Below are 21,491 nucleotides of genomic sequence, written 5' to 3'. Positions count from 1 at the left end.
CGAATGGTAATCTGCGTTCGCATCTGTCGACACGAAGGGACACCCATGCGAATCGACCGCGACGTGACCGTCACGGCCAGGGACGGCACCTCGATCGTCATCGACGTCTTCCGGCCGGACGGCGAGCAGCCGGTTCCGGTGATCGCGTCGATGAGCCCCTACGGCAAGGACGTGCACTGGCCCGAGCGCTTCCCCATGTACGAGCTGGTCGACCAGGGCGAGCACATGGTGTGGGAGACGCCGAACCCGGAGTGGTGGACCGAACGCGGCTACGCCGTCGTCCGTGCCGACGCGCGCGGCACCGGCAAGTCCACCGGTCGTCTCGACGTGTTCAGCCGCAAGGACGCCGAAGACTTCTACGACGTCATCGAATGGTGCGGTGTGCAGCCGTGGTCCACCGGCAAGGTCGCCAGCAGCGGCATCTCCTGGTACGCGATGATGGGCTGGCACGTCGCCGCGCTCCGGCCGCCGCACCTGGCCGCGGTCGTCGCCTGGGAGGGCTGCACCGACTTCTACCGTGACTGGGGCCGTCAGGGCGGCATCCACACCAACGCCACCGAGACCTGGTGGCAGCGGCAGATCATCCCGCAGCTCAACGGCGAGGGTCACGCGAGCATGCCCGACGACCTCCGATCACGTGAGCTGCTCGACGACTGGTATCGCGAGCGGACCGTCGACCTCGCCCAGGTGCGGGTGCCCGTGCTGTCGGCGGGGAACTGGGGCTCGATCCACCTGCACCTGCGCGGCAACATCGAAGGGTGGCTCGGCGCGGCCTCCGAGCACAAATGGCTCGTGGTCCACGTCGGCTCCCACATCGACCCGTACTACGCGGACTGGGCCAAGGACCTCCAGTTGCGGTTCTTGCGACGGTTCCTGTGCGGCGACCAGACCGCGATGGACGGCGTCCCACCCGTCCGGCTCGCGATCCGCCGCGGCCACGACGTCGAATGGCGCGACGAACGGGACTGGCCGCTTCCCCGCACCGAATGGCGTCGGCTCTACTTAGGACAGACGGAACTCGTTTGGCACCAACCGGCCGAGGACCGGACGTCGTACCCGGCCACCTTCGACCTCACGGCGACCGAGCGGCTGGAGATCACCGGCCCGCTCGCCCTTCGGCTGTGGGTCTCGCACAGCGCCGAAGATCTCGACGTCTTCGTCCAGCTCGAACAGTACGACGTCGACGGTCAGCGCATCCCCGCGATCGGTCCCGGCGGGGTGGCCACGCCCGTGCCGATGGGCATCGGCTGGTTGCGCGCCTCCCATCGCGAGCTCGACCCCGAGCGGACCCTTCCGCACCGCCCGTGGCACAGCCACGACGAGATCCAGCCCCTCGAACCCGGCGTGCCGACCCTGCTCGAAGTGGAGATCTGGCCCACCTCCATCACGCTCGAACCCGGGCAGCGCCTCGAACTCCGCGTCCAAGCCGACGACGACGACATGGGGCAGCTCGCCCACAACGATCCGGCCGACCGCAAGAGCGGCGACGGGGCCACCATCCACCTCGGCGGCGCCCACGCCTCGCACCTCTTCGTCCCGGTCATCCCGGCTTAGGCCCTGTCCTGTAAGTCCTCAAGCACTCCGCACGCCACGTAAACTGAACCCATGCACCCCACGCGCCCGGCCACCCCATCCCCCGCGCGCGCCGTCTAGAGAACCCCGTTTCGTACTCATAACGGGAAAAAGAGCGCTCCCATAGCCCGTTTTGAGTACGAAACGGGAATTTGGGCTGCGGTGGTGATGTTTGGGACGGCGAGCACGGGGGCGTCACGGTTGCTGGGGACCACTTGCAGGACACGGCCTAGCCGAGGGGTTTGCTGCGGTTAGCGACTTCTGGGAGGGGGGTTCGTTGTACTTGAAGACCGCCCGACCACCTCAGCCGAGGGGGGTGCTGCGCCAGGTCCACGAGGTGCGGCGGGGGTGGCCGGGGAGGTCGCCGCGGCCGGTGGCCCAGAGGAGGGTGGGCCAGGGGATGGTCGTGGTGGGGGCTTCGGGGAAGAGGCGGGCCAGGGCGCGCGTGCACAGGCCGCTGGGCGGACTCCAGCGCAGGCCAAGACCTTCGGCCAGGTCGTGGGTGTGCACGAGGGTCTCGACGATGCCCATCGCGGTGAAGCCCTCGGGGTCGGAGACGCCGTTGCTGTGGTAGGCGCGGGTCCCGGACGCGGCGGTGCGGACCATCGCGACGAGCAGCGCGCCGCTCGCTTCCAGGACCTGCAACAACCCCGAAGGTCCTGCCGAGCGGTCGGCGTGCACGGCGTTGCGCGGGCCGCCGGTCCTGCGCGCCTCCCACACGAACGGCACGTTGCCGGTGAGCGGCGGAGACTTCGGTCCCAGTTGGACGGCGTAGGCGAAGAGGTCGTCGCTGAGGTGCTCAACGGTCTCCCAGCAGTCCCACTCCAGCGCACCCGCCTTGGCGTCCCACGCGTCGGCGGGTGCCTCGCGCAGCGTCCGGACGGCGAGGTCGACGGCCTGGGCCAGGTGCTCGGGCAGCACGGGAGGCCGTTCGCTGACGGTGTTCAGGTACGTGGTGATCGCGTCGCGGTTCCTGGCGAGGCAGGCGACGCGGGCGTCCAGCTGGTCGCGCTCGTGGCGCAGGGTCGTGAGCAGCTCGGCGGAGGCGTCGGTGACCTGGATGGAACAGGGCGTGTCCAGGCACGGCAGGATGTCTTTGATGATCTTCGTGGGCACTCCGGCGTCGAGCAGCCCGCGGATCTGGATGACGCGTTCGACCAACGCCTCGGGGTAGTCGCGGTAGCCGTTGGCCTCGCGCTGCGGGGCGAGCAGTCCCTGCTCCTCGTAGTAGCGCAGCAGGCGCGCGGGCACGTGGGTGCGGTCGGCGAGCTCTCCGATGCGCACGGCACACCACCTCTCGATCAGGGCTTTCCTTCACACTAGTGTGAGGGTTCGAGCATGGGCGGCATGACCCTCGCACTGCTGTCCCTGGCCCAGTTCCTCATCGCGCTGGACTACTCGATCATCTTCATCGCGCTGCCCAGCATCGCGGGCGAACTGGCACTGGCTCCCGCGACCGCGCAGTGGATCGTCAGCGCCTACGCGGTGCTGTTCGCGGGCTTCCTCGTGGTCGGCGGGCGGCTCACCGACCGGGTCGGCGCCAAGCCCTTGTTCGTCCTCGCCATCGCCGGGTTCGGCCTGGCGAGCCTCGCGGGCGGGCTCGCGGAGGACGGCGCGGTGCTGCTCGCCGCGCGCGCCGCGCAGGGGCTCGGCGCGGCGCTGCTGCAACCCGCGGTGCTCGGCCTGATCGGGACGACGTTCCCGGCCGGGCCCGCGCGGAGCCGGGCGCTGGTGGTGTGGGGCTCGGTCGGCGCGTCCGGCCTGGCCGCGGGCGCGATCCTGGGCGGCCTGCTCACCGTCGTGTCGTGGCGGCTCACCTTCATGATCAACGTGCCGCTGACGCTGCTGTGCGCGCTGGGTGCGCTGGTGTGGTTCGCCCCGGCGACAGCGCGCAGCGCCCAGCGCATCCCGGTCGGCGCCTCGATCCTGGGCACCGGAGCGGTGCTGTCCCTGGTGCTCGGGCTGACGCTCGCCGCGGAGCAGGGCTGGAGCTCCACGCCCACGGTGATCAGCCTCGGACTCGGCGCGGTGCTCCTGGCAGCCTTCATCCGCAACGAGCGGACGTCGAGCGCCGTGCTGATCGAGCCGCTGCTGCGCCGCACGTCCTCGCTGAGGGCCGGCGCGCTGGCGACCGCGCTCTACATGGCCAGCGTCGGCGCCGAGTTCTACCTGCTGACCTTGTTGCTGCAGAAGATGAAGGGCTACACGCCGTTGGAGGCGGGCCTCGCGTTCCTCCCGTTGGCGATCATGGTGACGGCGGGCAACGCCGCCGCCGGACGCGCGGCTCAGCGGTTTGGGGCGCGTGCGGTGCTGGGTGCCGGGTTCGCCTTCGCCACGATCGGTCTTCTGTGGATTTCCCTTGCACTGCAAGGAGATTCCTATGTCATCCACTTGTTGCCGGGCATTCTGCTGAGCGGCTTCGGGCACGGCGTCATCTACACGGCGATGTTCACGATCGGCACCGGTGACGTGCCCGCGGCGCACCAGGGCACGGCGGGCGCGTTGCTGACCACGTCGCAGTACCTGTCGGGGGCGATGACCGTCGCGGTGCTGACCCTCGCGCTCGGCGCGTCGCCGGGGCACGGGAACTTCCAGGTCGCGTTCCTGATCACCACCGCGGCCGCCGCCGGAGGGATCGGGCTGAGCCTGCGCCCATTGACAAAACGAGTTTTTACGTAAAAACTCAGTTTTGCGATGAGAGACGTCCAGTACCTCGACGAGATCGAGCAGGCCGAGACCCTGCTCAAGCCGCAGCGCGTGGACGTGCTGCGGCAGCTGGCCGAGCCCCGGTCCTGCACCGAGGTCGCCCAGGCGCTGGGGCAGACCCCGCAGCGGGTCTACTACCACGTGAAACGCCTGGTGGAAGCGGGTTTGGTGGCCCAGGTGGGGGTGCGGCGGATTCGCGGCATCACCGAGGGGCACTACCAGGCGACCGCCCGCTCCTACTGGCTCTCGCCGCGGCTCGTCGGGCGCATCGGCCCCCGCGCGGCGCGCGACGAGCTGGGCCTGGGCCACCTCCTGGACCTGATGGAGGAGGTCCAGGCGGACGTGGCCGCGCTCGACCCGGACCGCGAGCGGCCCTCGATCGGGGTCTCCGGCGAGATCCGGGTCCCGCCCGAGCGGCGCCAGGAGTTCTTCGAGGACCTCAAGACCACGTTGCAGGAGCTGTTCGCCCGCTACGGCGGGTCCGAGGGGGATGCGTTCAAGCTGGCCCTCGCCTGCTATCCGAAGGGAAGAACCGATGAGTGATCCGATGGTGCACCGGGCCCGGCTGGAGGCCGGAATCGCGGAGGTGCGGCGCGCGCTGACCGAGCCGGAGGCGCTGCGCGTCTGGCTGGCCGAGCACGTCGAGGTGGACCTCCCGCACCGCTTCCAGTTCTGGGGGCGCCACACGCCCGAGGGCGAGGAGCCGCGCCAGCGCCTGCTGCACGCCGACGACTCCGGGATCGGCTTCGTCTGGCCGTTGGCGGGCAAGGACACCACGGTCACGATCGCGCTTGCTGAGGACGAGGACGGCTCGACGATCCTGACGTTGTCGCAGACCGAGCTGCCCGGTTTCCCGGAGATGCTGACCGACGGCACCTCGCTCGGCTTGATGCACACGTTCTGGGCGCTGGCCGTGGCGAACCTGGGCGAGTACCTGGAGGGGCGCGAGCTGACCCCGAAGTGCGACTTCAGCACTCCCGTGATGCGCGAGCAGGTCACCGTCGCGGCGTCACCGCGGACGGTCTACGAGTCGTTGATGGACCCGGCCACCTTCGCGCGCTGGTTCGGGGCGAACATCGAGGTCGAGCCGCACGTGGGCGGCCGGTGGGCGATGGGCAGCTTCGAGATGGACACCGATCCGGCGCGGATCATCGCGTTGGAGCCCGGTGCGCGGATGGCGATGCGCTGGCCGAACGGCATGGTCGCGGACTGGGAGCTGGAAGGCTCCGAGGGGCGCACGCGGCTGACGTTCGTGCAGAGCGGGTTCGACGAGAGCAACCCGCCGTACGACGCGTGGATGGGCTGGCTCAGCGGTGTCGCCGAGCTGCGCCGCTTCCACGAGGTGCCGGACTGGCGGCCGTGCGCGCTCACCGTCGAGGTGGAGGGCATGCCGGAGGGGTTGCTCAGCTCAAGGTGAAACACCCTTGCCGCTCAAGGGTTTCCAGCACGTCGGTGGACTCCACCCCGGTCCACCGCAGGTCCAGCTTCTCCAGCGACGGCAACCGCGTGACCCACTCCGGCAGTGCGCGCACGCGGTTGCCGCGCAGGTCGACGTGACGGAGCCGGGGAAGCCCTTCGAGCTGGCCGGGGAACTCGCTCAGCCCGTTGTCGCGCAGTTCGAGCACCCGGAGCTGGCCGAGGTCCGCGAAGGACTCGGGCAGGCGCGTGATGTTGTTGCCGCCCAACCACAATTCGCGCAGTTCGCGGAGCACTCCGATGTCCTCGGGCAGCGAGGTGAGGCGGTTGTGCTGGGCGCGGAGTTCGAGCAGCCCCGATGGCGCGCTGAGCGTGGTGAGCTGGTTCTCGCCGACGTTGAGGTAGCGGAGATCTTCCATGTGCGCCAACGACTTCGGCAGCTCGGTGAGCCGGTTGTCGTGCAGGTAGAGGAAACCGGTGACCTCCGGGAGATCGGGCACCGCCGTCAACAGGTTGTGCCCGAGGTCCAACGTCCGCAAGCGCCCCAGTTCCGCGATGCGCGGCGACAGTTCCGTGAGGGCGTTGTCGGCGAGGATCACCACGTCCAGATCGCGGTGCTCCCACACCGGCTCCGGCACCGCACCGAGCCGTTGCCGCCACAGGTTCAGTTCAGCCACCGGGGCAACCTACGCCCATAATCACCGGGTGGTGATCGCTGCGGAGATCGTGGCGCTGGTGGTGACCGTTCTCCTGGTCACCTCGGCGGCCCGCAAGTTCGACTGGCCCGCGCCGTTGTGCCTGATCGGCGTGGGGGTGCTGGCCTCCTTCGTGCCCGGGGTGCCCGAGGTGCACCTGCCGCCGGAGGTGGTGCTGGTCGGGCTGCTGCCGCCGTTGCTCTACGCCACGGCGATCTCCACCTCGGTGAGCGACTTCCGGGCCAACCGCGGTCCGATCGCGTTGCTGTCGGTGGGCCTGGTCGTGTTCACCACGTTCGGCGTCGGCCTGGTCGCGTGGCTGGTGGTGCCGGGGTTGCCGCTGGCGGCGGCCATCGCGCTCGGCGCCGTGGTGGCCCCGCCGGACGCGGTCGCGGCGACCGCCGTCGCGCGGCGCGTCGGCCTGCCGCGCGCGATCGTGCGCATCCTGGAGGGCGAGAGCCTGGTCAACGACGCGGCGGCCCTGGTGGCGCTGCGCACGGCCATCGCGGCGATCGCCGGATCGGTGAGCGTGTGGCAGGTCGGGGCGGACTTCCTGCTCGCCGCGGGGGCGGGCGTGCTCGTCGGGCTGCTGGTCGGCCTCGCGGCTTCGATGATCCGGGCCCGGCTGACCGACTCGGTGACCGACACCGCGCTGTCCTTCTCGCTGCCGTTCATCGCCTACCTGCCCGCCGAGGCGGTCCACGGCTCGGGTGTGCTGGCCGTGGTGCTCTGCGGGTTGATCATGGGGCACCGCGGGCCCGCGCTGCTGTCCGGGCCGTCCCGGCTGGCCAGCAGGCTGAACTGGCAGACCGTGCAGTTCCTGCTGGAGAACGTGGTCTTCCTGCTGATCGGGTTGCAGATCCGGCCGATCCTGCGCGATGTGGCCGAGAGCGGGCTGAGCGCGCCCACGCTGACGGTGATCTGCGCGGCCGTGTTCGCCGCGACGATCGTGACGCGCGTGGTGTGGATGGTGGTGATCGCCACCGTGCGGCGGGTGCTGCGGCTGAAGGCGTGGCGGTGGGGCTACACGGCCGTCGTCGCCTGGGCCGGGATGCGCGGCGTGGTCACGCTGGCCGCCGCGTTCGTGCTGCCGCCGGACACCCCGCACCGCCCGGTGCTGCTGCTCGCCGCGTTCGTCGTGGTGGCCGGAACCCTTGTCCTGCAAGGAACAACGCTGCCCGCACTGGTGCGATGGCTGAAGCTGCCCGCTCCCGATCCGGCCGAGGACGCGTTGCAGCGGGCCGCGTTGCTCCAGTCCATGACCGACGCCGCGCTGACCCGGCTCGACGAGGTCACCGGCCCCGACGACCCGCCGGAGATCGTCGAGCGGCTGCGCGATCGCGTGCGGCACCGCGCCGACTCCGCGTGGGAGCGGCTGGGCAGGCAGGGCGCGCTGGCCGAGACGCCGAGCGAGGCGTACCTGCGGCTGCGACTGGAGATGCTCATCGCCGAGCGCGAGGTGTTCCTCGAAGCGCGGGACGCCGGACGGGTCGACGACACGGTGCTGCGCTCGGTGCTGGAGACCCTGGACATCGAGGAGTCGATGCTCGACCAGGCGGCCGACGAGCAGGAGGCCGTCGAGGGCGAGCTGAGAACGCCCACCGCGACCGCGGGCACCTGCAAACACCTCGTGAAGCAACGAAAGCCGGTCCTGCCGAACGCGGACGGCTGCGCCGAGTGCATCGCGGAGGGGCACACCTGGGTGCACCTGCGGATCTGCCTGTCGTGCGGTCACGTCGGCTGCTGCGACTCGTCGGTGGGCAAGCACGCGGCGGCGCACTTCAAGGAGACGCTGCACCCCGTGATGCGCAGCCAGGAACCCGGCGAGACGTGGCGCTGGTGCTTCGTCGACCAACAACTGGGGTAGGAGGTAGGCATGGACCCGGTGTGGGCTCTGCGCCAGATCGCTTTCCACCTGGAACGCGCCGCCGAACCGACCTATCGCGTGCGCGCGTTCCGCCGAGCCGCCGAGGTGGTGGCCGACCTCGCGCCGGATGAGCTGCGCACCAGGGTGCAACGGGGGCGCCTGAAGGATCTGCCCGGCATCGGGGCCACCACCGCGTCGGTGATCAGCGAGGCGGTGAACGGCAAGGAGCCGGAGTACCTGACCAAGCTCCTCGGCCGCGCCGCGCCCGTGGTCGAGGGCGGCGAAGCGCTGCTGGCCGCGCTGCGCGGGGACTGCCACACCCACTCCGACTGGTCCGACGGCGGCAGCCCGCCGCGCGAGATGGCCGAGGCCGCGCGGGACCTCGGGCGGGAGTGGATCGCGCTGACCGACCACTCGCCGCGGCTCAAGATCGCCAACGGGCTGAGCGCGGAGCGGTTGCGGCAGCAGCTGGACGTGGTCGCGGAGATCAACGCGGAGCTGGCGCCGTTCCGGGTGCTGACCGGGATCGAGGTGGACATCCTCGACGACGGCTCCCTCGATCAGGACGAGGAGTTGCTGGCGCGCCTGGACGTGGTGGTCGCCAGTGTCCACTCAGGACTCCGCATGCCGCGTGCCGCGATGACCCGGCGGATGCTCGCGGCGGTGGCCAATCCGCACGTGGACGTGCTCGGGCACTGCACCGGCAGGCTGCGGGTGGGCAAGAAGCGGCCGGAGTCGGAGTTCGACGCCGAGGCCGTCTTCGCCGCGTGCGCGGAGCACGGGACCGCGGTGGAGATCAACTCGCGGCCGGAGCGGCTGGACCCGCCGATGCGGTTGCTGCGGCTGGCGGTGGAGGCGGGCTGCGAGTTCGCCATCGACAGCGACGCGCACGCGCCCGGTCAGCTGGACTGGCTGGGCTACGGCTGCGCCCGCGCGGAGGCCGCAGGAGTCACCGTCGACCGCGTGATCAATGCCCGGGAACACCCCTGAGAAAGCGAAGAGGAGGGGCCACCGGCTCCCTCCATATACAACTTATAGCGCACAGGGGGGCTTGCGGCAAGACCCCGGTCGTGCCGCACACTCACCGTCCTAAACGCATCTACCTGCGGAAATGGGAGTGGCTGAGTGCGCGTGTTGTTGTCGACCTTCGGGTCGCGGGGGGATGTCCAGCCGATGGCGGCGCTGGCGGTGCGGCTGCGGGAGCTCGGCGTGGAGGCCGTGGTGTGCGCGCCGCCCGACGAGGAGTTCGAGGCGCTGCTGGCCGGGCACGGCGTGCGGATGGTGCCCGCCGCCTGGTCGGTGCGCGGGATGGTGACCGGGAAGCCACCGGAGCAGCACGACTTCAACCAGGTCGCGACCAACCTGGTCAACGCCCAGTACGAGGCGGTCGCCACGGCGGCGCGCGAGGGCTGTGACGCGGTGGCGGCGACCGGGCTGTTCCCGGCGGCGGCGGCCGCGCGGGCGGTCGCGGACGAGCTGGGCGTCGGCTACGTGCTGGTGGCTTTCTTCCCGTCCCTGTTCCCCTCGCCGCACCACCGGCCGCACGACTACCCGGGCCAGCCGCTGCCCGCGGACGTGACCGACAACCGGGTGCTGTGGGAGCTGGACGCGCAGCGCATGAACAAGACGTTCGGCGCGGTGGTCAACACCCACCGGGAGTCGGTCGGCCTGGCGCCGGTGGACAACGTCCGGGACCACGTCTTCACGAACAGCCCCTGGGTGGCGGCGGATCCGCTCCTGGCGCCGTGGAAGGAGCCCGCCGACCTCGACGTCGTGCAGACGGGCGCCTGGATCCTGCCCGACGAGCGCCCGCTGCCCGCCGACCTGGAGGAGTTCCTGGACGCGGGTGAACCGCCGGTGTACGTGGGCTTCGGCAGCATGCCCATGCGCGCCGCGGCGGACGCCGCCCAGGTGGCGATCGAGGCGGTCCGCGCGCAGGGCCGTCGCGTGCTGATCGGTCGCGGCTGGGCCGATCTGGCGCTGATCGACGGCCAGGACGACTGCTTCGCCGTCGGCGAGGTCAACCAGCAGGCGCTGTTCCCGAGGGTGGCCGCGGTCGTGCACCACGGTGGCGCGGGCACGACGACGGCGGCCGCCCGCGCCGGAGCGCCCCAGGTGATCGTCCCCCAGTTGGTGGACCAGCCGCTCTGGGCCGCGCGCGTGGCCGAACTGGGCATCGGCGTCGCGCACGACGGTCCGACGCCGACGTACGACTCCTTGACGGCAGCAGTCAAGGAGGTGCTGGAGCCCGAGGTCCGGGTGCGGGCGGTCGAGGTGGCCAGCAAGGTTCGTACCGATGGGGCCGCGGTGGCCGCGAAGCTGCTGATCGAGAAGTTCGCTTGAACCGTAGAGGGGCGCTTGTGGCAGAACAGGGCTATGACGAGGAACTGCGGTCCGAGCGGGGTTACGTGGCCGGGCTGTACTCGCGGCTGGACGCCGAGCGCGCGCGGGTGAAGGGCGCGCTCAAGGAGGCGTTGGGCGGTGAGGGCCGCACCGCGATGGAGCGCGACGACGAGGTGCGCGCCCTGGGCAAGGAGCTGAAGCGGCTGCACGTCGCGGACGGCGGGCTGTGCTTCGGCAGGCTGGACAGCGTCGACGACGAGACCTCCTACATCGGCCGGATCGGCCTGTTCGACGAGAAGGACGACTACCGGCCGGTGCTGCTCGACTGGCGGGCTCCGGCGGCCCGCCCGTTCTACGTCGCGACGGCCGTGACCCCGGAGAACATGCGCCGTCGCCGCCAGTTCCACACGCGCGGGCGGCAGCTGGCCGACTTCACCGACGAGGTGTTCGGCCGCCCGGGCGGGGGAGAGCGCGGGGACGCGGCCCTGCTCGCGGCGGTCAACGCGCCGCGCGGCGAGGGGATGCGCGACATCGTCTCGACGATCCAGGCCGAGCAGGACGAGATCATCCGGCTCGACCACCCCGGCGTGCTGGTGATCGAGGGCGGTCCGGGTACCGGGAAGACCGTGGTGGCGCTGCACCGCGTCGCGTACCTGCTCTACACCCACCGGGAGCGGATGGAGCGGCACGGCGTGCTCGTGGTCGGGCCGAACCCGGCGTTCCTGAACCACATCGGCCGCGTCCTGCCGTCGCTGGGCGAGTCCGACGTGGTGTTCATGACCCCGGGCGACCTGTTGCCCGGCCTGCGCGTCACCGCCGAGGACGCCCCGGAAACCGCGCGGCTCAAGGGATCGCTGAAGATCCTGGACGTGCTCAAGGCGGCGATCGCCGATCGGCAGCGACTGCCGGAGCAGCCCGTGCCCATCCAGCTCGGCGAGGTCACGGCGCGGATCGACGCCGAGACCGCGGAGTGGGCCAGGGAGGAGGCGCGCGCGAGCGGCCTGCCGCACAACGAGGCCCGCGCTGTGTTCACCGAGATCATCACCTACGTGCTCACCGAACGGGCGATCTCGCGGATCAGCCGGGGTTGGCTGAGCCGGAAGGACCGCGACGAGTGGGAGCGACTGCGGACGGGGCTGGTCAAGGATCTCGCCGAGGACGAGAAGTTCACCGGCGCGATCGACGCGCTGTGGCCGATCCTGAAGCCGGAAGAGCTGCTGGCGGAGCTGTACTCATCGCCGGGCGCGGACCCCGAACTGTCCAGAGCGGACGGTGCTGCCTGGACGGTGTCGGACGTGCCGCTGCTCGACGAGCTGATCGAGCTGCTCGGCCGGGACAAGGCGGCCGACAAGGCGGCGGAGCAGGCCGCCGAGCGGGAGCGGAAAGCGAAGGCGGAGTACGCCGCCGGGGTGATGGAGGGCCTCGTCAAGCGCGAGGACTCGATGGACGACGAGGACCACCTCTTCGCCCACGACCTGCTCTACGCCGAGGACCTGGCGGACCGGTTCGTCGAGCTCGACACGAGGGATCTCGCCGAACGCGCCGCGGCGGACCGGGACTGGACCTATCGGCACGTCGTGGTCGACGAGGCCCAGGAACTGTCCGAAATGGACTGGAGGGCGCTGATGCGGCGCTGCCCCAGCCGATCCTTCACGGTCGTCGGTGATCTCGCACAACGCCGCGCGGCGGCTGGGGCGAGGTCGTGGGACGCCATGCTGGAGCCCTACGTGCCCGGTCGCTGGGTCTACCGGTCGTTGTCGGTGAACTACCGCACCCCGGCGGAGATCATGGACGTGGCCGCCGCGCTGCTGGCGGAGTTCGCGCCCGGCGTCAAGCCGCCGGAGTCCGTGCGCGCGTGCGGTGTGCAACCGTGGGCTAGGCGGGTCACCGACGACGAACTGTCCGGCGCCATCGAGGAATTCGTCCGAGACGAAGCCGGTCGCGCCGGTACGAGCGTCGTGATCGGTCCGCCTGGTGTGCCGGGCACGGTGCCCGCGTCGGAGACGAAGGGACTGGAGTTCGACGCCGTCCTCGTGGTCTACCCGGAGCGCATTCTCGCCGACGGCCCGCGCGGTGCGGCCGAGCTGTACGTGGCACTCACCCGCGCCACGCAGCGCCTCGGCGTACTGCACCAGGGCGCGCTGCCGGACGCACTGACCGGCCTTCACTCGGAGTAGAGGACTGCTGCACTCGGCGTCATTTTCGCGGGAGGTGATACGCCGGGTCGCGCGGCGGCGATAGCAGGGCAGAGCGGCCGGGGGGCCGTTCCTGGGGGGAGCACTCATGAAACGTCTCTTCTTCGTTGCTGCCTGTTTGCCGATCGTCGCCGCGCTGACGGCCGTTCCGGCGGGCGCGAAACCGGAAACCGGCACCGTCCACGGGCGGATCACCGACGCGGGCGCCGCGGCCAAAGACGCCCAGGTCTACATCACCAATGTGGACCAGCATTGGTCGACCACGGTCAGGACGGGGGCGGACGGGACCTACTCGTTCACCGGCCTGGCGCCGGACAAGTACCGGCTGTCGGTCAGCTACGGCGACCGTTCGCAGTGGGTGCACCAGAAGTCCAGCTTCTTCGACGCGGACACCTTCGACGTCGCCTCGTCGACCACGGTCGTGGTCGACGAGGCGATGCTTCCCTACGGCGCGGTGAAGTTCGTCGCCGTGGACGAGACCAGCGGTGCGCCGGTTCGCGACGCGTGCGCGTGGATTCACGGGGGAGGGAAGGACGAGCGGGGCTGCACGTCCGGTGACGGCACAGTCTTGATCAAGAACCTGCCCGCCAACGGCTACTACGGCGCTTCAGTGTGGGACGCCGCCGGAACGCACTACACGGTCAGCGACCTGCGCCCGTCGGTGGTCGAGGGGAAGACGGTGGAGCTGCGCGTGGCGTTGAGGCCCGCCGCCGCGTTCCGCACGACCGTTGTGGACTCGCGGACCCAAGCCCCGCTCACGGGTGTTTGCGTTGAACCGCACACGGTTCCCGTCGAGGGCATCGTCGACCGCGACTACTCCTGGTACTGCACCGACGACTCCGGGACGTTGATCATCGGGCCGCTCAACCCCGACACCTACCAGTTCTTCGTCAAGCCCAACGACAAGAACTTCGGCATGCAGTGGGTCGGCGCGCGGGGTGGGACCGGCGACATCCGCCAGGCGCACAAGGGAATCGGGCGGCTTCGGGAAACCACCGTCCTGCCGCGGATCGCGGTCGACCCGGCCGGGGTGATCACCGGAACGGTGAAGGACAACGCCGGTGCCGTGCTCCCCAGCGTCTGCGTGTTCCCGTTCGCGGCCGACCCGCGCAACGGATTCCGGTTCCTGGAGAACTGCACGAACAGCAACGGCCAGTACCGGATCAAGGGGCTTGGCCCGTACGCGTGGCCGCTGGAGTTCTTGCACAACACCGGGAAGTACGCCACGCAGTGGTCGGGCGGCGCCGCGGACCGGTTCGGCGCGACCCCGGTCACGGTGTGGGCCGGTGGGACTACGGTCTCCGATGCGAGCCTCGTGCCCGCTGGGCGGATCACCGGGCGCACCTTGGACCGCAACGGGAAACCGGCGTTTGGTTACGTCTACGCGTTTAGCGCTCGCACCGGGGACATCATCACCTGGGGCACCTCGGACAACGATGAGAACTTCGAGGTGGACGGTCTGGGTACGCAGGACGTCAGGATCAAGTACGTGATCAACGACAAGGCCTGCTGGTATCCGAAGCCGATCTCGGTGGTGGCGGGCGAAGTCGTGAAGGGCATCGACCTGGTTGAGTGTTAGGGGGTTCCAGCTCGCGCGGCTGGTTTCCGGCTTGCGCGGGCTGGGGTTCCAGCGTTCGCGGGCTGGACTTCCAGCGGTGGGGACGGCTGGGCTTCCAGCCCGCGTCGGTACCAGCGTGGGGTCGGCTTGACCTGGGGCCCCTTGCGCGTGCCCTTGGGCCTCTCAGGGGCACGGGGATGAAACCCCGGCCCTCGCGATGAGCGTATGGCACGCGCACCCCAGGTAAAGCCGACCGGTTTCGTTCGCGGCTTTCTGTTGCTGGGAGGCGCTTTTCTTGGCGCCTGGGTGCTGAAACTGTTGGTGTGCTTGGGAAATTCACTCCGTAGGGACATGATCCACTATTTTCCGTTGGTAGAATGGGGGCATGTCCCTCGATGAACTCCTTGCTGATGTCGAGGATAAGCACCGCTTGTTCTGCCGGGCGAAAGCGGAACTCGCGGAATCCTTGACGAACTTCCAGGACCACAACGCCGACCGTGATTATCGGTACGTGCAGAACGAGATCGCGGCCGCCCTGCACATCTCGCGGCGGGGCGCGGATCGGTTGCTGTCGCAGTCCAGCGAGCTGACCGAACGTCCTGCCGTGCTGAAAGCCTTGGCGCAAGGGCTGATCGACGAGAGCAAGGCGTTGCTGATCGTCGACCAGGTGCGCCTCCTGAAGGAACCCCAGGCATCCGTCGCCGAAGCGGATCTCCTGGAGTACGCGCCGACCCGGACCTACACCTCGGTGCGCAGGCACGCGCAGACGTTGATCCACAAGCTGGACCCGAAGGCGGCCGAGGCGCGCCACGAGGAGAAGCGCAAGGCCCGCATGGTCGAGAAGGTCAACCTCGACGACGGCATGTGTCAGCTGAACCTGATGATGACCGCGTTCCAGGGATCGCTGGCCTACGCCCGCATCGACCAGATCGCCCGCGCCCTGCCCAAGGACGGCCGCACCCTCGACCAGAAGCGCGCCGACGTCACCCTGGACTTGTTGCTGGGCAAGGAGACCGATGCTCCAGCGGGACAGGTCCTGGTGTACCTCACCATGCCCATCACGTCGCTGATGGGCATGAACGACGACCCTGCCGTCCTCGCCGGATACGGGCCCATCCCCGCCCCGATCGCGAGGGAGGTCGCCGCCGGTGGCATCTGGAAGCGCATCCTCACCGACCCCGTCACCGGGATGGCCGAAGAAGTCAGCAATGTCTACCGGCCCACGGCCAAGCAACGGGAACTGATCCACGCCCGCTACCCCAGGTGCACCGCGATCGGGTGCCAGCAGCCCGCGCACCGCTGCGACCTCGATCACTGCTGCCCGTTCGACGGCGCCAACACCACGATCAAGAACCTGCGGCCGAAATGCCGTCACCACCACCGGATGAAGCACGAGTCCAACTGGGCCTGCAAGAACCTGCCGGACGGGCGGCACGTGTGGAACACACCGGCCGGACGCGTCTACGAAACCGAACCGGAGCCGATCGCCGAACCGGCCCCGATCCCTGAGCCAGCACCGTTCTGATCGGCCACCTGCTTCAGGAACGCGATTCCGTCGGTGTCGCGCAGGTGCTCCGGGTCGAACGGGAAGTAGCTCGCGGTGCCCTTGCGCAGAGCCAAGATCTTCCCATCGAGAACATCCGCGAGGCGGCGCGAATCGAAGAAGTACGCGTCGCCCGGCAGGGTGGACAACACGCCCTCGAAGGTGTCCTCGGCCGGTGCGGCGACACCGTGGCGGGGTGCGGAACCCACTGCCAGAGCCACGAAAGCGTACTCGTCGCCGATCTGCGCGGACATGATCGCCCCGGCACTCCACCACTCCAGGCGCTGCCCCGCCAACTCCCAGACACTCAGCCTCCGCTGGAGGTGGCTGTTATGGGCGAAAACGAGCGTGCGGTACGGGAGAGCGGCTAGGTTCTCGGCCATCATCGCGTCCCGCAAACCCATGAGCCGGGGGATGCGCCGCGGCGACGTGTCGGCCAGGCCCGCGTGGTAGCGCAGAAGGCCCGCGGCGGTGCGCGCGTGCAAAGCGGCCCGGTGCCACAGTTCCCGCGAGGTCGCGGAGATCAAACGCGGCGACTCGGCCAAGAGCAGTGCCCGCATGTCGTCGGCGATCAAGCGCAGCCGCGCCACTTCTGCGGAACCACCGAGGGACTTCGCCGGGTCCATCATCGCCTCGGTGGCGGTCCACAGCGCGTCATCGCCGATGAGCCGGTCGATTTCCTCGATGGGGCAAGGAAGAACAGCCGCGTCGAGGTGGGCGGCGAGGTATCGGTGCAACTCGGTCAGCGTTTCCCGGGGGCTCGCGGCGGAGATCATCTCCAGCGGCGCGTCGAAACCCGCGAAGCGCACCCGGTCGGCGAAGGGGTGATTCCGGTTGAAGTCCCGCAACCAGATGAGGAGTTCACGGGTCGCCTCGTACTCGCCCACGCGGTGGCTGAAGCCGCGCCGGAGCACATCGTCCAGCGACCCCGCGCCGCCGGTCACGTAGTCATCGACCAGCAGCCCGGCCACGCAGTCGCTCTCGATCGCCACACACCGATAGCCCTCGTGCTCCACGAGATACCGGAGCATCCTGTTGCGCAGACGCGGGAACGCCTCCTCCAGGTGCGTCGGCTCACCGAGCGCGAGCAAACGGGGCCGCGAGGGCAGCGAGTCGAGGAGATTCGCGAGCGCGCTGTCGAAGTCGTCGAACGGCCAGCCAGCGTCTTCAAGTCCCATGCTTCAACCGTATCGTTGAAGTACCTGTTGGCAGTTCGGCGCAAATTGCCCAGAAGCAAGCCGGAAAACCCTCAAACAGAGGTGTCACGCCGGGGGAGCAGCAGCGGCGTGGCGAGCAGGAGAAGACCGGCGACGATGATCGCGGCGCGCGCACCCACGAACCCGGCCAGCACGCCCCACAACGCGGTCAGCGCGGCGGTTGTGGCCTTGCCGCTGATCGACCACGCGGACAGCACCCGGACGACGCGGTCCTTCGGGACCCGGTCGAGCCGGTAGGTGGCGAACACGGGGTTGAACACGCCCGCGCACAGGATCAGCATCAGCTCGACGCCGATGACGAGAACGAGGCCGCCCGCGCCTGGCTGGACGAAGGCGAGCCCGACCGACCAACACGCGCGCAGCGCACCTGCGGTGACCATGACCTGGTGCCGCCCGAAGCGTGCGACGAGCGGGTGGGCCAGGCGCGAACCGATCAGGCCGCCGAGGCACGCCACCCCGAACGCGAGGCCGTACTGCCACGGGGCGAAGCCGAGCTCTCCGAGCATCAGGACGGCGAACGGCGGCGACATCGCCATGATCAAGCCGTTCACCAGGAGCGTGTTGCAGAACAGCGGGCGCAGCACGGGATCGGCCAGCACGAACCGCCACCCCTCGACCAGGTCCGCGAAGCGGAACCGCGCGGCCCCGGAGCGCACGGGAGCCGGTTCGGAGCGGACCATCCGCAGCGCGAACGCGGAGAGCGCAAAGCTGATCCCGTTGGTCACCACGGTGATCACCGGGCCGAACACGCCGAGCGCCGCCGTGCCCAACGGTGGCCCGAGCGCGGACGCGGTCCAGGTCGTCGCCTCGAACCGCCCGTTCACCCGGAGCAGCTCCTCCGGCCGCGCGAGCGCCTTCACCAGAGCACCACTGGCCGCGCCGAAGGTGATGTCGGCCGCCACGACGACCACCGACACCACCAGCAGCTGGGCGAAACCGAGCAGGCCGAACGCGAACGCGACTGGCACGCTCAGCACCGCGGCGAAGCGGATCAGGTCCATCGCGATCATCACCGGCCGCTTGCGGCGCACCTCGACCCAGGGGCCGAGCGGAACCGCCAGCACCGCGCCCACCGCCAGACCCGCCGCCGCCAACGCGGACACCTGAGCCGGGCCCGCGTCGAGCACCAGGATCGCGATCATGGGGAACGCGTCGAACGCGAGCCACGTGCCCGCCGTGCTCACCGCGTACGCCGTCCAGAGCCACCACACAGCGAGAGATCAAAGCCAGCGAACGACGCCCGGGGCAAACAACCACCGCACAACCACCGGTTGTGAAGGGCTCAACCGAGCCCGGCCTCGTGCGCCAGGATCGCCGCCTGCACGCGGTTGGCGCACTCCAGCTTGCCGAGCACCTTCGTCATGTAGCTCTTCACCGTGGCCTCGCTGGTGAACAACCGTCCCGCGATGTCCGCATTGGACAGGCCCTGGGCCAGCAGCTCCAGCACCTCCCGCTCGCGATCGCTCAACGCCGCCACCCGGCGCTGGGCCTCGCTCGCGCGGGAGCCCGCGCTCGCGCCCCCGCTGCGGCCGATCACCCACTTCGTCACCGAGGGGGACAGGAACGCCTCGCCCGCCGCGATCGCCCGCACCGCACTGATCAGCTCCTCCGCGGCACGGTCCTTGAGCAGGAAGCCGACCGCGCCCGCGTCGAGGGCCCGCTCGATGTTGCCGCTCTCGCCGAAGGTGGTGAGCATGACCACCCTCGTCCTCGGCGAGAGCCTGCGGATCTCGGCAAGCGCGTCCAGGCCGTCGAGACCCGGCATCCTGATGTCCAGCAGCACCACGTCCACCACGTGCGCCACCACCGCGGTGACCGCGGCCCGCCCGTCCGCGGCCTCGGCGACCACCTCGATGTCCGGCGCGGACGAGAGCACGAGCTTGATGCCCGCGCGGACCAGCTGTTCGTCGTCGGCGACGATCACCCGGATCATGTTGCCTCCAGTCAGAAAGGTCGCCCGACCACGACGCGCCTCTTGTCGCTGAGCTTCCCGTCGGCGAAGCAGAACCGGAACGCCTCGGCCCCGCTGTCGGCGAAGAGGTCGCCGTAGTAGTAGACACAGCGCGAGTTCGGCGGCTCGGCACCGACCTGCGTCGCCAGGATCGGCTGCACCCGGGGGTGCGGCACCTGCAAGCCGTTCACGACCTCCTGTTCGGACTGTCCGATGTGGACCCTGTCGAACTCGGTGGCACCGATCAGCGGTCCCTGCCTGAACACCACGAAGAACACGGTCACCACCAGCGCGGCGAGCGCGGTGACCAGGACACCGGTCACCATGAGGCCGAGGACCACCGGTCGCCCGCGCAGCCGCTCGAAGATGGTGTTCGTCCCTTCGGCGGCCAACGGGTGCACCGGCTCGGCGGGCAGGGGTTCCTCCTCGGTTTCCTCGGCCGCGACGGCGTTGTGCGGTAGCACCGCGGCCAACCGGAACCCATTGTCCTCTGTGGACGCGTAGTGCAGCACTCCGCCGGCCAGCCGGACGCGCTCCCGCAGCCCGGTCAGCCCCTGGCCGCCGCCGAGCCCGGTCTCCGGTTCCCCCTCGGCCGGGCCGTTGACCACCTCGACGATCACGCCGTCCGGTTCGTGGTTCAGCCGCACCGAGACCTCGGCGCCCGGGGCGTGCCGCGCCGCGTTGGTCAGCCCCTCCTGCACCACGCGGTAGATCGCGTTCTCCGTGACACGGGCCACCGGCACCGCCGTGCCGGTCTCGACGTGGTCGATCACCGCGCCGCTCGCCCGCGCCGACCCCAGCAGCTCCGGCAGGTGTTCGAGCACGCGCGCGTGCTCCGGCTGGCCGCCCAGCACGCCGATGATGTCGCGCAGCTCCTCCATGGCGCGCTGCGCGGTGCCGGAGACCAACGCGGCCGACTCCGCCTGTGCCGTTCCTGGCGGCGAGGTCAGCTTCATTCCGCCGGCCTGCAAGGAGATCAGCGTCAGCTGGTGCCCGAGGTTGTCGTGCATGTCCACCGCGATGCGGGAGCGTTCGCGGACCCTGGCCTGCTCCGCGACCGAACGGCGTTCGCGTTCCAGGTGCACGGCTCGGTCGCGCAGCGCGTCGACCAGCAGCGCGCGCCGCGCGGCGTTCCTGCCGATCAGCATCGGCACGATCACCTGGATCAGTTCGCCGGTCGCCACGATCATCAGGCTGGTGGGCAGGGAGGTCCACTCGCCGAACAGCAGTGGCAGGGCCACGCTGACCGCCACGTCCCCGGCGACGGCGGCGCAGAGCGTGGACAGCCTGGTGATCCGGCGGCCCGCGTTGTAGGCGAGCACGATCGCGGCGAACCACACCGTGAACCCGCCGATCACCAGTGCCACGGCCGGATGCCGGTGCCGCAGCGCCACCGCGGTGACGGCCAGTACCAGGGAGGTGAGCAGGAGCCAGATCGACTCCGCGCTCATCAGGGAGGCGAAGAGGACGGTTCCCACGTAGATCCAGACTTCGCGGGACTTCTTGGGGCGCTGCGGCACCGGGGGAGAGTAGGCCGGGTTCTCGGTCATGGGGCCACGCTAGGAATTTTCCTTATGTCGAAACGACCGTCCAAAGTCGAAACACTTTTCGACGAAGGTCTAAAGTCACCCCCAGGGAATCTGTTCCGATCGGTAGAAGTTGATGCCTGTCTTCGAAGGACCTGAGGTGCTCTGACCACAGTGGAGCCTCGACACCGAGCACGGACTCCTCCGGCACGCCCTGGAGACAGCTCCCCGGGTCCCAGTCGTAGACGTCGCGGACGTCGAGGTACCCGGCCCACTTGAAGCCGATCGGACTGTCCACTGTGTACTTCATGTCGAGGTAGACCTTGTTGGCGGGAGACAACAGGATCTTGTGTCCCCGCGCCGCCGCGGCCGCCACGAGGGCTCGGTGTCACTGGTTCCCCAGAACTGCGGCACGGCGGAGACCGGCGGTTCGGCTCGGCGCAGCTCGTGCCAGCCGATCGGTCGCCGTGCCGACCCTGGTGAACATGGGCGGGGCGGTGCCGTCGCGGTTGAGCTCCGAGTAGGACGACAGCGCGGCGTTGCTGTGGCCGGGCCGTCGATCTCCGGGATGTCCGTCACGTGCCGCGCGGCGGCGTACTCGACGATCTCGGTGAACTCGCGGTGGGTGTAGAACCCGCCGGGACCGCCGCCGACCTGGGTGCTGCCGCCGTGCGAGGTGAGCAGGGGCCAGCCGTCGATCTCCAGCCGCCAGCCCTGGTGGTCCGCGCCCGCAGGAGGACGCGTCGCGCGGGCACATCCAGCCGGTAGCCGGAGCCGCCGACGGACGGATCGGGGTCGAGCCGCAGCTCGACCCCGTTGTCGCCGTCGTCGCCGGGTCTCGGCAGGACGCGCACGGGCACGGGCACAACACTGATCATGTCCAGAGGTATTGACCTCCGGAC

At 69.9% G+C, this 21,491-nt stretch carries 18 protein-coding genes and 1 pseudogene; 10 read left to right on the top strand and 9 right to left on the bottom strand.

The genetic code is table 11. The features are described 5' to 3' along the window. Positions 1-45: 45 nt before the first annotated feature. Positions 46-1,554, top strand: coding sequence for a CocE/NonD family hydrolase (locus NLX83_RS31315; protein ID WP_254238828.1), 1,509 nt, complete (start codon positions 46-48; stop codon positions 1,552-1,554). Between the two features lie 945 nt (positions 1,555-2,499). Here the strand turns inward: NLX83_RS31315 and NLX83_RS31310 are convergent. Next, positions 2,500-2,856 (bottom strand): annotated as a pseudogene (locus tag NLX83_RS31310) (MerR family transcriptional regulator); the annotation flags it as partial. Positions 2,857-2,919: 63 nt separating this feature from the next. On the opposite strand from NLX83_RS31310, the gene NLX83_RS31305 reads away from it, so the two are divergent. The 3 genes from NLX83_RS31305 to NLX83_RS31295 are packed head-to-tail and all read left to right on the top strand — an operon-like array spanning position 2,920 to position 5,695. After that, the gene (locus NLX83_RS31305) at positions 2,920-4,251 is read left to right on the top strand and encodes an MFS transporter (protein WP_254238827.1); all 1,332 of its coding nucleotides are present in this window, start codon (positions 2,920-2,922) and stop codon (positions 4,249-4,251) included. Positions 4,252-4,266: 15 nt separating this feature from the next. Next, entirely contained in the window at positions 4,267-4,821 is a 555-nt protein-coding gene (locus NLX83_RS31300; protein WP_254238826.1) for a winged helix-turn-helix domain-containing protein, read from the top strand. Continuing rightward, positions 4,814-5,695: an SRPBCC family protein gene (locus tag NLX83_RS31295; protein WP_254238825.1), complete on the top strand. Its 882-nt coding sequence runs from the start codon at positions 4,814-4,816 to the stop codon at positions 5,693-5,695. The genes NLX83_RS31300 and NLX83_RS31295 overlap by 8 nt, the downstream gene beginning before the upstream one ends. Here NLX83_RS31295 and NLX83_RS31290 read toward each other — a convergent pair. Beyond that, positions 5,682-6,371: a leucine-rich repeat domain-containing protein gene (locus NLX83_RS31290; protein ID WP_254238824.1), complete on the bottom strand. Its 690-nt coding sequence runs from the start codon at positions 6,369-6,371 to the stop codon at positions 5,682-5,684. The genes NLX83_RS31295 and NLX83_RS31290 overlap by 14 nt on opposite strands. A 28-nt stretch (positions 6,372-6,399) precedes the next feature. Here NLX83_RS31290 and NLX83_RS31285 point away from each other — a divergent pair, with 28 nt between their 5' ends. The 6 genes from NLX83_RS31285 to NLX83_RS31260 all read left to right on the top strand — a co-directional run bounded on the left by NLX83_RS31285 (position 6,400) and on the right by NLX83_RS31260 (position 15,877). Next, positions 6,400-8,256: a Na+/H+ antiporter gene (locus tag NLX83_RS31285; RefSeq protein WP_254238823.1), complete on the top strand. Its 1,857-nt coding sequence runs from the start codon at positions 6,400-6,402 to the stop codon at positions 8,254-8,256. Positions 8,257-8,265: 9 nt separating this feature from the next. After that, positions 8,266-9,246, top strand: coding sequence for a PHP domain-containing protein (locus NLX83_RS31280; protein WP_254238822.1), 981 nt, complete (start codon positions 8,266-8,268; stop codon positions 9,244-9,246). A gap of 135 nt (positions 9,247-9,381) precedes the next feature. Beyond that, positions 9,382-10,599, top strand: a complete 1,218-nt coding sequence (locus NLX83_RS31275) for a glycosyltransferase (protein ID WP_254238821.1) — start codon at positions 9,382-9,384, stop codon at positions 10,597-10,599. Positions 10,600-10,616: 17 nt separating this feature from the next. Beyond that, the gene (helR, locus tag NLX83_RS31270; RefSeq protein WP_254238820.1) at positions 10,617-12,776 is read left to right on the top strand and encodes an RNA polymerase recycling motor ATPase HelR; all 2,160 of its coding nucleotides are present in this window, start codon (positions 10,617-10,619) and stop codon (positions 12,774-12,776) included. A gap of 106 nt (positions 12,777-12,882) precedes the next feature. Next, complete coding sequence (locus tag NLX83_RS31265) at positions 12,883-14,373, top strand: carboxypeptidase regulatory-like domain-containing protein (protein WP_254238819.1); 1,491 nt, start codon at positions 12,883-12,885, stop codon at positions 14,371-14,373. A gap of 364 nt (positions 14,374-14,737) precedes the next feature. Next, complete coding sequence (locus NLX83_RS31260) at positions 14,738-15,877, top strand: HNH endonuclease signature motif containing protein (protein ID WP_254238818.1); 1,140 nt, start codon at positions 14,738-14,740, stop codon at positions 15,875-15,877. Here NLX83_RS31260 and NLX83_RS31255 read toward each other — a convergent pair. From NLX83_RS31255 to NLX83_RS41650, 7 genes are all read right to left on the bottom strand, one after another. Beyond that, on the bottom strand, positions 15,814-17,073 hold the full coding sequence (locus tag NLX83_RS31255; protein ID WP_254238817.1) for an erythromycin esterase family protein: 1,260 nt from the start codon (positions 17,071-17,073) through the stop codon (positions 15,814-15,816). The two genes, NLX83_RS31260 and NLX83_RS31255, sit on opposite strands and share 64 nt — an antisense overlap. Before the next feature lie 71 nt (positions 17,074-17,144). Next, positions 17,145-18,323, bottom strand: a complete 1,179-nt coding sequence (locus NLX83_RS31250; protein WP_254238816.1) for an MFS transporter — start codon at positions 18,321-18,323, stop codon at positions 17,145-17,147. Between the two features lie 71 nt (positions 18,324-18,394). Then, entirely contained in the window at positions 18,395-19,045 is a 651-nt protein-coding gene (locus NLX83_RS31245; protein WP_254238815.1) for a response regulator, read from the bottom strand. 11 nt (positions 19,046-19,056) lie between these two features. Next, positions 19,057-20,613 carry a sensor histidine kinase gene (locus tag NLX83_RS31240; protein ID WP_254238814.1) on the bottom strand — a complete coding sequence of 519 codons (1,557 nt, stop codon included), beginning with the start codon at positions 20,611-20,613 and terminating at the stop codon, positions 19,057-19,059. Between the two features lie 22 nt (positions 20,614-20,635). Further along, positions 20,636-20,965 (bottom strand): family 20 glycosylhydrolase, encoded by a 330-nt coding sequence (locus NLX83_RS41655; protein ID WP_308209411.1) that lies wholly within the window; start codon positions 20,963-20,965, stop codon positions 20,636-20,638. Further along, positions 20,896-21,273 carry a family 20 glycosylhydrolase gene (locus NLX83_RS31235; protein WP_305884212.1) on the bottom strand — a complete coding sequence of 126 codons (378 nt, stop codon included), beginning with the start codon at positions 21,271-21,273 and terminating at the stop codon, positions 20,896-20,898. Before NLX83_RS31235 ends, NLX83_RS41655 begins: the two co-directional genes overlap by 70 nt. Further along, complete coding sequence (locus NLX83_RS41650; protein ID WP_305884211.1) at positions 21,165-21,467, bottom strand: hypothetical protein; 303 nt, start codon at positions 21,465-21,467, stop codon at positions 21,165-21,167. Before NLX83_RS41650 ends, NLX83_RS31235 begins: the two co-directional genes overlap by 109 nt. Positions 21,468-21,491 lie beyond the last annotated feature (24 nt).

Origin of the sequence: Allokutzneria sp. A3M-2-11 16 (assembly GCF_024213555.1) — a bacterium.
In the GTDB taxonomy this organism is placed as follows: domain Bacteria; phylum Actinomycetota; class Actinomycetes; order Mycobacteriales; family Pseudonocardiaceae; genus Allokutzneria.
This window is presented reverse-complemented; position numbering and strand designations above follow the sequence as displayed.